Genomic DNA, 14,439 nt, shown 5'->3' with positions numbered 1-14,439 from the left:
ATAAGCGCGGTGAAACGAGTGCATGTAGCAGCAGCGGTGATCCGCGGTGTCGACGGCAGGATCCTGCTGGCGCGCCGTGCCGATACCCAGCATCAGGGCGGCCTGTGGGAGTTTCCCGGTGGCAAGGTGGAGGCCGATGAGTCGGTCGCCACGGCCCTGTCCCGTGAGTTGCAGGAAGAGCTGGGTATTCAGGTCTCCACGGCGCGACCGCTGATCAAGGTGCAACATGACTACCCGGACAAACAGGTGTTGCTGGATGTCTGGGAAGTCTCGGCCTTTACCGGCGAGCCCCACGGCGCCGAGGGACAACCGCTGGAATGGGTGACCCCGCGCGATCTGCCCCACTATGAGTTCCCGGCCGCCAATGCGCCAATCGTGGCGGCTGCGCGCTTGCCGGCCGACTACTTGATCACGCCGGGCGAGCTGGAAACGCCCACGCTCCTGCGCGGGATCCAGAAGGCTATCGCCGGTGGCATCAAGCTGATTCAGTTGCGGGCGCCCAACGGTTACGACCCCAAATACCGCGATCTTGCGGTAGATGCGGTGGGCCTGTGCGCCGGTAAGGCGCAGTTGATGCTCAAGGGTCCGTTTGAATGGCTCGGGGACTTCCCGGCGGCCGGCTGGCATATGACTTCGGCCCAACTGCGCAAGTATGCGAGCAAGGGCCGGCCGTTGCCGAAGGACCGCTGGTTGGCGGCGTCATGCCATAACGCGGAAGAACTGGCGTTGGCGGAGTTGATGGACGTGGATTTTGTCACGCTGTCGCCGGTGCAGCCGACCCAGACCCATCCCGATGCGCAGCCGTTGGGCTGGGAACAGGCGGCAGAGTTGATCCGTGGGTTCAGCAAACCGGTGTTTCTGCTGGGTGGGGTAGGGCCTGCTGAGCGGGAGCAGGCGTGGGAAGCCGGCGCTCAAGGTGTCGCAGGGATTCGGGCGTTCTGGCCTGAGGCTTGATGGTGCTCTGAAGGGCCCTATCGGGAGCAAGCCCCCCACATTCGACCGGGTTCCAACTTTGGAATGTGATCAAAATGTGGGAGGGGGCTTGCCCCCGATGAGGCCCTATCAGTCACCGAATCATCATCAGTGTGGCTTCGCCGCCGCCTGCCACAACACTTCTGCAACACCCTGGCGCCTGGCAATCACCCTTGCCGCCACAAACAGCAAATCCGACAGCCGATTGATATACGCCAACCCCACCCCTTCCAACGGCTCGACAGCATTCAAATGCTGACAGCGCCGCTCGGCACTGCGCGCCAGGCTGCGGCACACATGGGCCTGGGCAATCAGCGCCGAACCACCAGGCAAGATAAAGTTTTCCAACGGCCCGACTTCCTCGTTCCAACGATCAATCGCCGCTTCCAGCCGATCCACTTCCGCCGCGTTCAATGCCTTGTACTCCGGCATTGCCAACTCCCCACCCAGATCGAACAATCGATGCTGGCAAGGCGTAAGCACCTCGATCACGTCCTGTAAGCCTGGATGCTGTCCGCCGAGGGCTTCGAGATACGCCAGCAGTAACCCCAACTGGCTATTGAGCGTATCGACCTCGCCGATGGCCTCCACCCGGGGATGGTCCTTGGGCACGCGGCGGCCGTCGCCGAGGCCGGTTTCGCCTTTATCGCCGGTGCGGGTGTAAATCTTCGACAGGCGAAAGCCCATGGTCAGTGCTCCAGTTGGGTGAGTTCGTAAGGTGGCAGTTGGCCCGCCAGGGGCAGGCGCAAGGTGAAGCAAGTGCCTTGGCCGAGGGTGGAATGCACCTCCATCTGGCCCTTGTGGTTGTTGGTGATGATGAAATACGACACCGACAGCCCAAGCCCGGTGCCCTGGCCGATTTCCTTGGTGGTAAAGAACGGCTCGAAGGTGCGTTTGCGCACGTTTTCGCTCATGCCGATGCCGTTGTCTTCCACCTGGATTTCCGCCCACGGCGGGTTAAGGCGCGTGCGCAGGATGATGCGCCCCGGTTCGCTGTCGTCCTCGCGCAGGTGAATGGCCTGGGCGGCGTTTTTCAGCAGGTTGAGCAGCACCTGTTCCAGTTCGTTGGCCGTGCCGGGCACGGGGCCCAGTTGCGGGTCGAACTGGCGGATGATCGCCTGGCCCTTGAAATCGAAGCCAATGGCCAGGTCAAAGTCGTTACCGGCGATTTCTACCGCCTGGTCGATCAGCGCCGGCAAGTCGCAAGGCGCCATCTGCCGGTTGCTGCGGCGGCTGAAGCTGAGCATGTGGGTGACGATTTTCGCCGCCCGTGCCCCCGCCTGCTGGATACCGTCGAGCAGTTGCGGCACTTCGCGGCTTTGCAGGTAGCGGTTGACGGTGTCCAGCTCAACCCCCACCTGCTCGGCGTGTTCCAGGTTCTTGGGCAGGTCAGGGGACAGGCGCCGGCGAATGTTCTGCACGTTATGCAGGATCGCCCCCAGCGGGTTGTTGATCTCGTGGGCCATGCCGGCGGCAAGTCCGCCGACGGAAAGCATTTTTTCCGACTGCACCATCATCTCTTCCAGTGACAGGCGCTGGGTGATGTCGTCGATACGGATCACTACGCCGCGCCCGGCACCGCCCATCAGCGGGTAGAAGGTCAGGGCGTAATGCTTGGGTTCGTCGTCCTTGACCCAGGTGACGCGCTCGATGCGTTCCACCGTGTGTTGCTCCACCGTGGCCTTGATCTGCGGCAGGTACGGCTTGAGCGGCTGGAAGGCGAGGTAGATCGGTTGATTCAGCGCTTCATCCAGGCGCGTGCCGGACAGAGCCGTGGCTTCCTGATTCCATTGGGTGACGTAGAGCTGTTCGTCCAGGGCGATCAGTGCCGAAGGCATCGAGTCGATGATGCTGTTCAGGTAGTTCTGGAAACCGGTGAGCTTTTTCTCGATCTTGCTGCGTACCTGGACTTCCAGCTCCAGCTTGCGGTTGGTGTGGCGTGTCTCTTCGGCCAGGCCTTGTGCCTGGTCGTAGGCCGCCTGGGAGTCGTCCCGCGCGCGCTTGAGCTGCTGCTCCCGGGCTTCGATGCGCGACAGCATGGTGTTGAAGGCTTCGGCCAGGCTGCCGATTTCGTCGTGGTTGCCTGGGCCGGCGCGCAGGGCGTAGTTCTCTTCGCGGGTGACCTGGCGTGACAGCTCTTCGAGTTCATGGATCGGCCGGGTGATCAGGCGTTTGATTTGCCGGGCGATGATCAACCACAGCAGCACACTGAAAATCAGGATGCCCAGGCTCGCCGTCAATGTGCCGGTATAGAAGGCCACCGGCAGCTCACTGCTGGCCACCAGCAGCAGGTGGCCGGACGGTTGGCCGGGGCGGGGCAGGGTGATGACCTGGTTACTGCGAAATTCGGTCACTCGCCAGGCTTCGATATGCCGGTAGTTGTCCGGGAGGTGCAGGCGATCGCCGTGTTGCATCTGCGCCAGGCGATTGCCTTCGCCGTCGTACAGGGCGGCGGCGCGCAGGGGAGAATAGCTGGTCAGTTCATTGAGCAGCGCATCGGCCTTGGCTGGGGATTCAAGGGCTTCGGCGGCCAGGGCCGGGTTGGACACCAGCCGGCCGATGGCCTGCAAGGCCTGGGGCGCCATGCTTTCCTGGGAGATCCAGTAGGCGGCGCTGATAAAGGTCAGGTTAGCCACCAGCAGGACGGTGGTCAGCAGCACCAGCAGGGCGGCCAGCAGTTTCTGCCCGACCGGTAGGTTTTCTAGACGCTGGCGCAGCGGCATCAGGGTTTTCCCAGATGATAGACAGGCGGGCAGGGTAGCGCGTGGTTCAGTCGCGGGGCAATCCGCGTGCAAGTAACTGCTCGACCAGGCGCACTTGCAGCTGTTGCACATGGGGCAGGCTCAATTGGTGACGGGCGGCCGCCTGGCAAGCATAGCCCAACAAGTAGCTGATCTCGGTGCGGCGGGCGTTGGCCACGTCCTGGTACATGGAGGAATAATTGGCGGCCGTGGCCTGGATGACCCGTTCCACTTCCTGGTGCAGATCCAGCGCGGCGGTGGGTTGGCCGCAGCATTCCAGCAGTTCGCCAAGCTCGGCACACAGGGTCGCGACTTCACATTGATGGTTCTGCAGTTCGCCGTTGCGGCACTGGTAAAGCACCGTCAGCGGGTTGATCGCGCAATTGAGCGCCAGTTTGCGCCACAGGCGCGTCAGGATGTCGGTACTCCATTCGTGGGGGATGCCCGCAGCGTGCAAGTCATCCAGCCACAGCGGCGGAGTAGGGTGGCTCGCGTCCCCCAGCCAGGTGTAGCCATGGCCGGCGAACACCACGCGCCAGTCACCGTCGCGAAACGCGCCTTCGGTGCTGGAGGCAAAAATGCAGCGCGCCTGGGGCAGTTGCGCGGCCACCGCGTCTTGGCTGCCGAGGCCGTTCTGCAGCAGGATCAGCTCGGCGTCCGATGCCAGGCGGTGTTGCAGCTGTGCGACAGCGCCCTGGGCGTCGTAGGCCTTGCACGCTACCAGCAGGCGATGAATCGGCTCGGGGCTGTCGGGCGTTTCAGCGAACACCGGGTGGGTATGGGCGACGCCGTGTTCCACGAGGGTCAAGCCGGGTGAAGCCCGGTAGCTGGCCAGGCGCCTGGCATCGCGCAGGATCAACCTGACGGGCAAGCCGGCACGAGCCAGGCGGGTGGCCCACAGTGTGCCCAGGCTGCCCGCGCCGAGAATATGCCAGGTGGTCGACATCAGTTTTTGCTCCGTAGGGTCGCTCACAGTGAACGGGACGAAAGAACCGCTATAATGCCCCGGCATTTTAGCTCGGGCGCGCTCCATCTCTACTGAACCCGCCCCTTATATTGGAGAAATCACATGCCTTCGTTCGACGTGGTATCTGAACTGGACAAACACGAAGTCACCAACGCCGTCGAGAACGCCGTCAAGGAGCTGGACCGCCGCTATGACTTGAAAGGCAAGGGCAGCTTCGAATTCAAGGAAAAGGAACTGACCGTCAACCTGACCGCTGAAGCCGATTTCCAGCTGGAAGCGATGATCGAGATACTCAAGTTGTCGCTGGTCAAGCGCAAGATCGACGCGCAGTGCCTTGAAATCAAGGACGCCTACGCCTCCGGCAAGCTGATGAAGCAGGAAGCCGTACTCAAGGAAGGTATCGACAAGGAGCTGGCGAAGAAGATCGTCGCCCATATCAAGGATGCCAAGCTGAAAGTCCAGGCTGCCATCCAGGGTGAGCAGGTTCGTGTCACCGGCAAGAAGCGTGATGACCTGCAGGAGGCCATTGCCGCCCTGCGCGCCAAGACCTTCGACATGCCGCTGCAGTTCAATAACTTCCGCGACTGATGGCACAGTGGGGAACCTGTGGACGTTTTCGGCGTCCCACGCCCCAGAGCCAGCGCCTGCACTTGAGCCCTACGGGGCTCATTTGCGTTTTCAGGCAGTCAGTAAGCCGCACATCTGCCACACAGGAGAAGCTACATGGATTTAAACGCTGAAATGGATCACTTGATCAAGACCTCGCAGTCATGGATCCCGATGATCATGGAATACGGCAGCCGGGTGTTGCTGGCGGTAATCACCCTGGCCATTGGCTGGTGGCTGATCAACGTATTGACCCATCGTGTGGGCCGTCTGCTGGCCATGCGTAACGCGGACCTGGCGCTGCAGCACTTCATCACCAGCCTGGCGAACATTGCGCTGAAAGTCATGCTGATTGTCAGCGTGGCCTCGATGATCGGCGTGGCGACCACCTCGTTCGTCGCCGCCATCGGTGCCGCTACCCTGGCCATCGGCCTGGCGTTGCAAGGCAGCCTGGCCAACTTTGCCGGTGGGGTGCTGATCCTGTTGTTCCGCCCGTTCCGCATTGGTGACTGGATCGAAGCCCAGGGCACTTCCGGGACCGTCGACAGTATCCAGATCTTCCACACCGTGCTGCGCACCGGCGACAACAAGACTGTCATCGTACCCAACGGCATCCTGTCCAACGGCATCATCACCAACACCAACCGTCAGCCGACCCGCAAGGTGGTGTTTGACGTGGGTGTGGACTACGAGGCGGATCTGCAAAAGGCCCGTGAAGTACTGCTGGACCTGGCAAAAGATCCGCGCGTACTGACGGATCCTGCTGCGGTGGCCGTGGTGTCGACCTTGGGCGATAGCTCGATCACGGTTTCCCTGCGCTGCTGGACCAATACCCCGGATTATTGGGATGTAGTGTTCATGCTGAATGAACTGGCGCGTGATCGTTTAAAGGCAGCGGGGATTGATATTCCATTTCCGCAGCGCGTTATTCGAGTGATGCAGGAAGCAGCTCCGAAGTAAGTGAAAGAAGCGCGTTTAACTTGGCCGAAAGGTCAGGTTAAACGTGTCATCTGAATCTCGTTAGTTAGCTTGCTAGTTATTTATTCGCTGAAATAAAACTGCAATAAAAAAGCCGCTCCCTTGTAAACAGGGGAGCGGCTTTTTTGTTTAAGGCCGGGGCCTTAAGTCATCGTTGTAATTGAACCGGCAATTACAAGATGTTCAGCGGGTATTGCGCGATCAGACGCAGTTCGTCGAGGGAACCCGAGTAAACCTGATCAGACGAGCGATAGGTCGCTTGACGTACGCGCAGGCTCAGGTCTTTGGCTGGACCGCTCTGGATCACGTATTTGGCTTCGATATCGCGTTCCCACTCTTTACCATTGTTAGTGGTCGAGGTGTTGGCGCCAGTACCTTTCACATAACGAGTCATGAAGCTCAGGCCTGGGATACCAAAGGTCGCCATGTTCAGGTCATAGCGAGCCTGGTAGGACTTCTCGTCTTCAGCGTTGAAGTCGGAACGGGCGATGGAGTTGGCCAGGAAAATCGTGCCGCCACCGTCTACGCCGTAGCCGTACTGGCCGTCGCCGCTGACCTTCTGTGCTGCCAGGGTGAAGGTGTGAGCGCCAATGGTGTACGCGCCTTGCAGGCTGAACGCACGGTTGTCGAGCTTGGTGGTGCTGTCTTTGTCAGCACGTACCAGGCCGGCGCCGTCGCTCTTGGTGTCGTAGATGTTGAAGTCGACAGCCACGGACTGGTCATCGCTGAGCGCGTGGGTCCAGTTGACGTTGGCGTAGATCTTCTTCCAGTAGTCTTCCACTTTCGAGTAGTAGAGGCTGGTGGTGAACTCTGGGGTCCAGGAGTACACACCGCCGACGAAGTTGGCGTCTCGCAGGCCACGGCTCGAGCCTGGTTCGGAGCTGGCGATACTGTCGCGGTAGGTTTGATCCTGGGCAACGATCGAGGTGAAGTGACCGGCTTCCAGTTTCAGATCTTTGATTTCGTTGCTGGTGATGGAGATGCCTTGCGGCAGTTCCGGCAGCAAACGGCTGTCATCGGAAGCGAACACTGGAGCGGTGGTGTACTGATCACCGATCTTCAGGACCGTATTGGACATACGGAACTTGATGGCTGCGCCGCCTTTGGAGTAGTCATCCTGCGAACGGCCGTCGGAACCCTCTGGGAACAGACCGGTGCCGGCACGGCCTTTGCCGCTGTCCAGCTTGACGCCCAGCAGACCGATCACGTCGACACCGACACCGATGGTGCCTTGGGTGTAACCCGAGCTGAAGAGGCCGTGGAAGCCGAGGCCGGTTTCTTCGATACGGCTTTGTTCTGCACCGTGGTTACGGCGGTCACGGCTGAAATACAGGGCCCGTGTCAGAATGCTGGCTGTACTGTCCTCGATAAAGCCCTTGGAATCGTCCTGGGCGGACGCCATTGCGAACTGCGAGGTGCCTGCTGAAACAGCCAGGGCGATCATGCTCCACTTCATCACGCGCATCGTGATTTGCTCCTTTGGTTTTAGGAAGAGTACTGCCGTCCCACCTGTATTTTTATCTGGGCGGCTCTTTCTTTTTTGTGTCGGCGCAAAGTTATATCACGCAGACTCTATTGACGATACTTACCCATCTTTCCTTTCAGCTTCTTTACGAGGCTGTCGTAAATTGCTAGTTCCATGTCGCAAATTCACAGTCCGAATGTAACGGGACTGACAACTTCAATGCTGTTTTCAAACGCCTTTCAGCGTTTGTCGTCTTCCTTGGTATACATTGAAACGCCACTGTTATTTATCGCGAAACACTCACTTCCCTGCAGGTGCCGTTGTCGACGATAGGGGGGTGAATGCAACAAGCGCGCCCAAATCGGTAACTGAATGTCATTTTTTCGTGAAAAACGTTACGACGTGGTAAAAACCGCATAAGCACGGGCTTTTTACGCCGTTTGGTTTGGGCTTGACGCCCGTGTGTTACCGCTGTTGGGGGGTGCAAAAAAACCTTGCCCGAGAAAAACGTTACCGGTCCACCCCCATGGGTGGGTAGTTGGCGGATCTCTTTGAGGCACAAGTGGGTCATTTTGGTGCATCCCGGTGAGGCCCGAGTTAGCGTAGCTCAATTATTCGCCTGCATCGAAAGGGTGCGGTTTTTTTCTCCGGATGCGCCGGGGCTCTCCCGCATTCGCCGTGAAGCCGCCCGCATTCAAAGGTATGCTGGGCGCCAGAACCTGACCTGCCAAACGGAGTGCCCGTGGTGTTCGCCTTAGACCAACGCCTGCAACAAGACACACTGGTGATCGGGGACTTCCCGTTGTGCCGCCTGCTGCTGTCCGATGACTCGAATTACCCGTGGTTCATCCTGGTACCGCGCATCAACGGTATCAGCGAAGTGTTTCAGCTGGATGTCGCAGATCAACAGATCCTCTGGAAGGAAACTACGTTGCTGGCGCAGTTACTCAACGAAGGCCTGGGCGCCGACAAGATGAATATCGGTGCGCTGGGCAATGTCGTCAGCCAATTGCACGTGCATGTGATCGTACGCAAGCGTGATGATGCTGCGTGGCCTGCGCCGGTGTGGGGCAAGCATCCGGCCCGGCCGTACACTGACGAACAAGTGGCGGTCATTCGTGTGCGCCTGCGCGCGTTGCTGCCTGCCGACTTTATCTTTACCCAGGGTTGAACCATGGACTTGCAAGACCGCGTTACCGATCTGGAAAGCCGCCTGGCTTTTCAGGACGACACCATCGAGACCCTCAATGACATCCTGGTCGCCCAGCAGCGCGCGGTTGAACGCCTGCAGCTGCAGATGACCGCGCTGCTCAAGCGTCAGGAAGAAATGGGCGGCCAGTTCGAGACGTCCGAAGAAGAGGCGCCGCCACCGCACTATTAATCCGAGTGCAATAAAAAACCGCGACCCAGCCAAGGCTGGATCGCGGTTTTTTTTGCTGCGACGGCTGGAATCAGCGACGCGGCAGGGCAGCGATCACGTCTTCGGCTTGCAGGCCTTTGTCGCGATTCATCACGGAGAACTCCACGCGCTGGCCTTCCACCAGGACGCGATGGCCTTCGCCACGGATAGCCCGGAAGTGGACGAAGATGTCGTCGCCCGAATCGCGGGAAATAAAGCCGAAGCCTTTGGAGGTGTTGAACCACTTGACGGTACCGGTATCCCGATTGGTCATGTCGTAGTTTTGCGACGCGGCCGCCGGGGACGAACGGTAGAAGCTGATGGCCAGGTGAAGAACGATAGCGACCACAGCAATCACCAGGCTGAGCAGGATGGCCGGATGGCCGCCCACTTCAGGCATAGGTGCCAGGAGGGTGAGGGTTTGTACGACAACGGTCAGTACCAGCAGTGCGCTGACCAGGTTTTGCAGTTGATGACGTGTGCCTTTGTTCCAGTAAGGGATTACGGGAGCGAGCGTCAGGTTAAGAAGGCCGAACAAGGCCAGGTACAGAGCGTCGTGTTGTTGCAGGTAGGGCAGGCTTTCAGGCTGCAGGCTCGGGATAAAGGACAGCAGCAACGCTGCAACGCCCGTTAGCAGGTGGACGATTTTCAACATTTTGATTAACTCACGTTAAGACGGATCACAAGGAAGAGCTGACTGGCACGGTTCGCTTCTGAACAATGGGAGGCGTTGGGCACGTGCGCGGGTATCAGCCTATGCCGCTTGCCGTGGAAATTAACGACGGCGACACGCTGCCTATTTAACAGCAAAGGCCGTGCCTACTCAAATCGAGCATTTTCCGCGGTTGAAAGGGGCGTGGCATTTCTGCGTGAAACGCTTGTCCTAGACATGTGCAGGTGTTTCTGGCGGCCTTAAAGGAAATTTCCGACGTGTCCAAAGGCTTGTACTGCACGGGCTGAAAGGTCGTGCAGGGGCGATTTGTCGCATGTCGCCCGAGGTTGTCGGGCTGCGTCTACGCGGCGCTCTTGCTAGAGTGGTCGTGCACCTGATCAATGAATGCTTGTCAATTGAAGGGGATAAACATGGCAATCGATATCGGTATCAGTGAAGAAGATCGTAAATCCATCGTCGATGGGCTTTCACGACTGCTCTCCGATACCTATGTACTGTACCTGAAGACCCACAACTTCCATTGGAACGTCACGGGCCCCATGTTCCGTACGCTGCACCTGATGTTCGAAGAGCAGTACAACGAGCTGGCGCTGGCGGTGGACGCCATAGCCGAGCGTATCCGTGCCCTGGGTTTCCCGGCACCGGGCGCCTATTCGATCTACGCCCGTCTTTCCTCCATCAAGGAAGAAGAGGGCGTTCCCAGCGCAGAAGAGATGATCAAGCAACTGGTGGCGGGCCAGGAGGCGGTCACGCGTACCGCACGCGGTATTTTCCCGTTGCTCGACAAGGTCAGCGATGAGCCGACCGCGGACCTGCTGACCCAGCGCATGCAGGTTCACGAGAAAACCGCGTGGATGCTGCGCTCCCTGCTCGAAAACCAGTAACCGTCACCCACAGTGGCGCCGTTGTGGCGCCACTTGCTTGTTTCCACGCATTTCCTGGCGTTGTCCTACGCCTATCAACGCCCCGTCTTCTGGCTGCCTGCTTCGTCCTGCTGTCTTATAGGGCCACTGTCCAATGGGAGAACCCATGGGCTGTTGTTTGGCAATGGAGTGTCAGGTGTATGTCACGTGGAGTGGATGTGGGAGTGATGGAAACCGGTGGTTTCCACAAGATAAGCGTCGACCCCTTCGCCAAGGGGTTCGATATGGGGCTGGCCAAGCCATTGTCCCGATCGGTAAGGCTCAATGGGTTTTCCACTTGTCTTCGGCTTGAGCAGATCTATTGGAATATCCTCACGGAAATAGCCAGGCTCAATGCCTGCTCTGTCAGCGCATTGCTGTCCTATGTCGATCGGGAAGTGCACTTGCGGTATGGAGGAGTGAAGAACTTCAGTGGGTTGGTCAGGGTAGTGTGTGTGGTTCATCTGTTAAAGGGCCGTGCTGTCTCGCCAAGCCCTGAGTAATCGGCAGGCCTCGGGGCTGGTCCGCTGTCGAGGTGGGCCTGCCCCGGGCAGAAAGCCGGCTGCGCTGCCTTGATTTACCAGATATAATCCCGCGCTTTGCTGCTGCCGGGGCTTTCTCCCTCTGCTCTCTATCAAGAGCGGGCGCGGCACAGTAACGATCGACCGCCGAGACATCGCCATGCCCATGTACGACTATCAATGTGCTTCCTGTGGACATCAGTTGGAAGCCATCCAGAAGATCAGCGCAGCGCCGCTGGTCGATTGCCCGGCCTGCCAGGCACCCGAGCTCAAGAAGATGTTGTCCATGCCGGGCTTCCGCCTGAGCGGCAGCGGCTGGTACGAGACCGATTTCAAGACCGGTTCGAAGAAGAACCTGGCGGGCGGCGACAAAGCAGACTGAGTTGAACTCCATGCGCAGGCTCCTGCATTATCCGTCCCCTGCTTTAATGTACGGTGACGAGGCAGGCCTCCACCGAATTTCGAATTACGAGAAGTGAAACCACTACCATGATGCGCAGCCACTATTGCGGCCAACTGAACGAGACCCTGGATGGTCAGGAAATCACCCTTTGCGGATGGGTTCACCGTCGCCGCGACCACGGCGGGGTGATCTTCCTCGATATCCGTGATCGTGATGGCCTGGCCCAGGTGGTGTTCGATCCGGACCGCGCCGAAAGCTTCGCCGCTGCTGACCGTGTGCGCAGCGAGTACGTCGTGAAGATCACCGGCAAGGTTCGCCTGCGTCCTGCCGGTGCCGTGAACGCGAACATGGCGTCCGGTGCGATCGAAGTGCTGGGCTACGAGCTGGAAGTACTGAACGAATCTGAAACGCCACCGTTCCCGTTGAACGAATACTCCGACGTCGGCGAAGAAACCCGTCTGCGCTACCGTTTCCTGGACCTGCGTCGTCCGGAAATGGCCGAGAAGCTGCGCCTGCGTTCGCGCATGACCACCAGCATCCGCCGCTTCCTCGACGAGAACGGCTTCCTTGACGTCGAAACGCCTATCCTGACCCGGGCCACCCCGGAAGGCGCGCGTGACTACCTGGTGCCTAGCCGTACCCACGCCGGCAGTTTCTTCGCCTTGCCGCAGTCTCCGCAGCTGTTCAAGCAACTGCTGATGGTGGCCGGCTTCGACCGTTACTACCAGATCGCCAAGTGCTTCCGCGACGAAGACCTGCGCGCCGACCGCCAGCCGGAATTCACCCAGATCGACATCGAGACCAGCTTCCTCGATGAGAAAGAGATCATGGGCATCACCGAGCAGATGATCCGCAACCTGTTCAAGGAAGTGCTGGACCTGGAGTTCGGTGAATTCCCGCACATGACCTTCGAAGAGGCCATGCGCCGCTACGGTTCGGACAAGCCAGACCTGCGTAACCCGCTGGAACTGGTGGACGTGGCCGACCAGCTCACCGAAGTCGATTTCAAGGTGTTCAGCGGCCCGGCCAACGACCCGAAATGCCGCATCGCCGCCCTGCGCGTGCCTGGCGGCGCAAGCATGCCGCGCAAGCAGATCGACGACTACACCAAGTTCGTCGGCATCTACGGTGCCAAGGGCCTGGCGTACATCAAGGTCAACGAGCGCGCCAAGGGTGTTGAAGGCCTGCAGTCGCCAATCGTGAAGAACATCCCGGAAGCCAACCTCAATGTGATCCTGGATCGCGTGGGCGCGGTCGACGGCGACATCGTGTTCTTTGGTGCCGACAAAGCCAAGATCGTCAGCGAAGCCCTGGGCGCGCTGCGGATCAAGCTGGGCCACGACCTGGACCTGCTGACCTGCAAGTGGGCACCGATGTGGGTAGTCGACTTCCCGATGTTCGAAGAAAACGACGACGGCAGCTTCAGCGCCTTGCACCACCCGTTCACCGCGCCGAAGTGCTCGCCCGAAGAGCTGGAAGCCAACCCGGCAGGCGCGCTGTCCCGCGCCTATGACATGGTGTTGAACGGTACTGAGCTGGGTGGCGGTTCGATCCGTATCCACCGCAAAGAGATGCAACAAGCGGTCTTCCGCCTGCTGGGCATCAACGAAGCGGAACAGGAAGAGAAATTCGGCTTCCTGCTCGACGCCCTGAAATACGGCGCGCCACCCCACGGTGGCCTGGCTTTCGGCCTCGACCGCCTGGTGATGCTGATGACCGGCGCCCAGTCGATCCGTGAAGTGATCGCCTTCCCGAAAACCCAGAGTGCTGCGGACGTCATGACCCAGGCTCCGGGCGTGGTGGATGCCAAGGCATTGCGCGAGCTGCATATTCGCCTGCGCGAGACGCCGAAGGCTGAGTAAGGCTGCTGCGTGAAAGCGCACTGAGGTTTACGCAGTCTAAAAAGGCGCATCTTCGGATGCGCCTTTGCGTTACAAGGGTTGTATCCCACCCCGGGTGGGGTTGATAAGGTTTCTAGAGAATTTCGGAGTTGTGTTATGGCTGGCCATTCCAAGTGGGCGAACATCAAGCACCGCAAAGAGCGTCAGGATGCCAAGAAAGGCAAGATTTTTACCAAGTGGATCCGTGAGCTGACGGTCGCTGCCCGCCAGGGCGGTGGTGATCCGGGCTCCAACCCGCGTCTGCGCCTGGCCCTGGACAAGGCCCTCGGCGCGAACATGAGTCGCGACATTATCGACCGTGCCGTGGCCCGTGGGGCCGGCGCTGCCGACACCGACGACATGGTCGAGTTGACCTACGAAGGCTACGGCCCGGGTGGCGTGGCGGTGATGGTCGAATGCATGACCGATAACCGCAACCGTACTGCCGCCGCCGTGCGTCATGCGTTCAGCAAGTGTGGCGGCAACCTCGGGACTGACGGTTCGGTGGCCTACCTGTTCGAACGCAAGGGGCAGATCTCCTTCGCGCCGGGTGTGGATGAAGATGCACTGATGGAAGCGGCGATGGAGGCGGATGCCGACGACGTGGTGACCAATGAAGATGGCTCCATCGACGTGTTTACCTCGTTCGCCGGTTTCTACGCCGTGCGTAACGCCCTGGAAGCGGCCGGTTTCAAAGGCTCCGACGCCGAGATTGTGATGCTGCCGACCACCAGTGCCGAGCTGGACCTGGACGGTGCGCAGAAAGTGCTGAAGATGCTCGATATGCTCGAAGACCTGGATGATGTACAAAACGTGTATTCCAACGCCGACATCCCGGAATCCGTGGCCGAACAGCTAGGCTGAAGAATGAAGTAGATCCAAATGTGGGAGGGGGCTTGCTCCCGATGGCGGTGTATCAGTCAGCCTATGTC

General features: G+C 59.6%; 15 protein-coding genes. 10 read left to right on the top strand and 5 right to left on the bottom strand.

What is annotated here, in order from left to right:
• Positions 1–9: 9 nt before the first annotated feature.
• On the top strand, positions 10–954 hold the full coding sequence (locus tag J1N02_RS07345; RefSeq protein ID WP_405125479.1) for a Nudix family hydrolase: 945 nt from the start codon (positions 10–12) through the stop codon (positions 952–954).
• A 126-nt stretch (positions 955–1,080) separates the two neighbouring features.
• On the opposite strand, the gene J1N02_RS07340 is transcribed toward J1N02_RS07345, so the two are convergent.
• Genes J1N02_RS07340 through J1N02_RS07330 form a run of 3 tightly spaced genes read right to left on the bottom strand, consistent with a single transcriptional unit; the run spans position 1,081 to position 4,659 of the window.
• A complete protein-coding gene (locus J1N02_RS07340) occupies positions 1,081–1,659 on the bottom strand; it encodes a cob(I)yrinic acid a,c-diamide adenosyltransferase (RefSeq protein WP_098478848.1) in 579 nt (192 codons plus the stop codon).
• A 2-nt stretch (positions 1,660–1,661) separates the two neighbouring features.
• Entirely contained in the window at positions 1,662–3,695 is a 2,034-nt protein-coding gene (locus tag J1N02_RS07335) for a sensor histidine kinase (protein ID WP_027605530.1), read from the bottom strand.
• Between the two features lie 46 nt (positions 3,696–3,741).
• The gene (locus J1N02_RS07330) at positions 3,742–4,659 is read right to left on the bottom strand and encodes a putative 2-dehydropantoate 2-reductase (protein ID WP_108574755.1); all 918 of its coding nucleotides are present in this window, start codon (positions 4,657–4,659) and stop codon (positions 3,742–3,744) included.
• 123 nt (positions 4,660–4,782) lie between these two features.
• Between J1N02_RS07330 and J1N02_RS07325 the strand changes: the two genes are divergently transcribed.
• Both J1N02_RS07325 and J1N02_RS07320 read left to right on the top strand, forming a co-directional pair.
• Entirely contained in the window at positions 4,783–5,268 is a 486-nt protein-coding gene (locus J1N02_RS07325; protein WP_003175814.1) for a YajQ family cyclic di-GMP-binding protein, read from the top strand.
• A gap of 135 nt (positions 5,269–5,403) precedes the next feature.
• Positions 5,404–6,246, top strand: coding sequence for a mechanosensitive ion channel family protein (locus tag J1N02_RS07320; protein ID WP_027605532.1), 843 nt, complete (start codon positions 5,404–5,406; stop codon positions 6,244–6,246).
• Positions 6,247–6,436: 190 nt separating this feature from the next.
• Here the strand turns inward: J1N02_RS07320 and J1N02_RS07315 are convergent, their stop codons facing one another.
• A complete protein-coding gene (locus J1N02_RS07315; RefSeq protein ID WP_027605533.1) occupies positions 6,437–7,729 on the bottom strand; it encodes an OprD family porin in 1,293 nt (430 codons plus the stop codon).
• A 745-nt stretch (positions 7,730–8,474) separates the two neighbouring features.
• On the opposite strand from J1N02_RS07315, the gene J1N02_RS07310 reads away from it, so the two are divergent.
• Together J1N02_RS07310 and J1N02_RS07305 are read left to right on the top strand one after the other, a co-directional pair.
• Positions 8,475–8,900, top strand: a complete 426-nt coding sequence (locus J1N02_RS07310) for an HIT domain-containing protein (protein ID WP_092358470.1) — start codon at positions 8,475–8,477, stop codon at positions 8,898–8,900.
• A gap of 3 nt (positions 8,901–8,903) precedes the next feature.
• On the top strand, positions 8,904–9,110 hold the full coding sequence (locus J1N02_RS07305) for a SlyX family protein (protein ID WP_027605535.1): 207 nt from the start codon (positions 8,904–8,906) through the stop codon (positions 9,108–9,110).
• A 70-nt stretch (positions 9,111–9,180) separates the two neighbouring features.
• Here J1N02_RS07305 and J1N02_RS07300 read toward each other — a convergent pair whose 3' ends face one another.
• Complete coding sequence (locus J1N02_RS07300) at positions 9,181–9,783, bottom strand: cold-shock protein (RefSeq protein WP_005790922.1); 603 nt, start codon at positions 9,781–9,783, stop codon at positions 9,181–9,183.
• Between the two features lie 428 nt (positions 9,784–10,211).
• Between J1N02_RS07300 and J1N02_RS07295 the strand changes: the two genes are divergently transcribed.
• The 5 genes from J1N02_RS07295 to J1N02_RS07275 all read left to right on the top strand — a co-directional run bounded on the left by J1N02_RS07295 (position 10,212) and on the right by J1N02_RS07275 (position 14,371).
• Entirely contained in the window at positions 10,212–10,685 is a 474-nt protein-coding gene (locus J1N02_RS07295; protein WP_027605536.1) for a Dps family protein, read from the top strand.
• Positions 10,686–10,864: 179 nt separating this feature from the next.
• Positions 10,865–11,206, top strand: a complete 342-nt coding sequence (locus tag J1N02_RS07290) for a ribbon-helix-helix domain-containing protein (protein ID WP_421147246.1) — start codon at positions 10,865–10,867, stop codon at positions 11,204–11,206.
• Between the two features lie 178 nt (positions 11,207–11,384).
• Positions 11,385–11,606, top strand: a complete 222-nt coding sequence (locus J1N02_RS07285) for an FmdB family zinc ribbon protein (protein WP_010208103.1) — start codon at positions 11,385–11,387, stop codon at positions 11,604–11,606.
• 107 nt (positions 11,607–11,713) lie between these two features.
• Positions 11,714–13,489 carry an aspartate--tRNA ligase gene (gene aspS / locus J1N02_RS07280; RefSeq protein WP_027605538.1) on the top strand — a complete coding sequence of 592 codons (1,776 nt, stop codon included), beginning with the start codon at positions 11,714–11,716 and terminating at the stop codon, positions 13,487–13,489.
• Positions 13,490–13,624: 135 nt separating this feature from the next.
• Positions 13,625–14,371 (top strand): YebC/PmpR family DNA-binding transcriptional regulator, encoded by a 747-nt coding sequence (locus J1N02_RS07275; protein WP_027605539.1) that lies wholly within the window; start codon positions 13,625–13,627, stop codon positions 14,369–14,371.
• The last annotated feature ends 68 nt before the right edge of the window (positions 14,372–14,439 follow it).

Source organism: Pseudomonas sp. NFX5, from assembly GCF_049132125.1.
Taxonomy (GTDB): Bacteria; Pseudomonadota; Gammaproteobacteria; order Pseudomonadales; family Pseudomonadaceae; genus Aquipseudomonas; species Aquipseudomonas marginalis.
The sequence above is the reverse complement of the archived record's forward strand: the minus strand, read 5'-3'. Positions and strand labels throughout refer to the sequence as shown.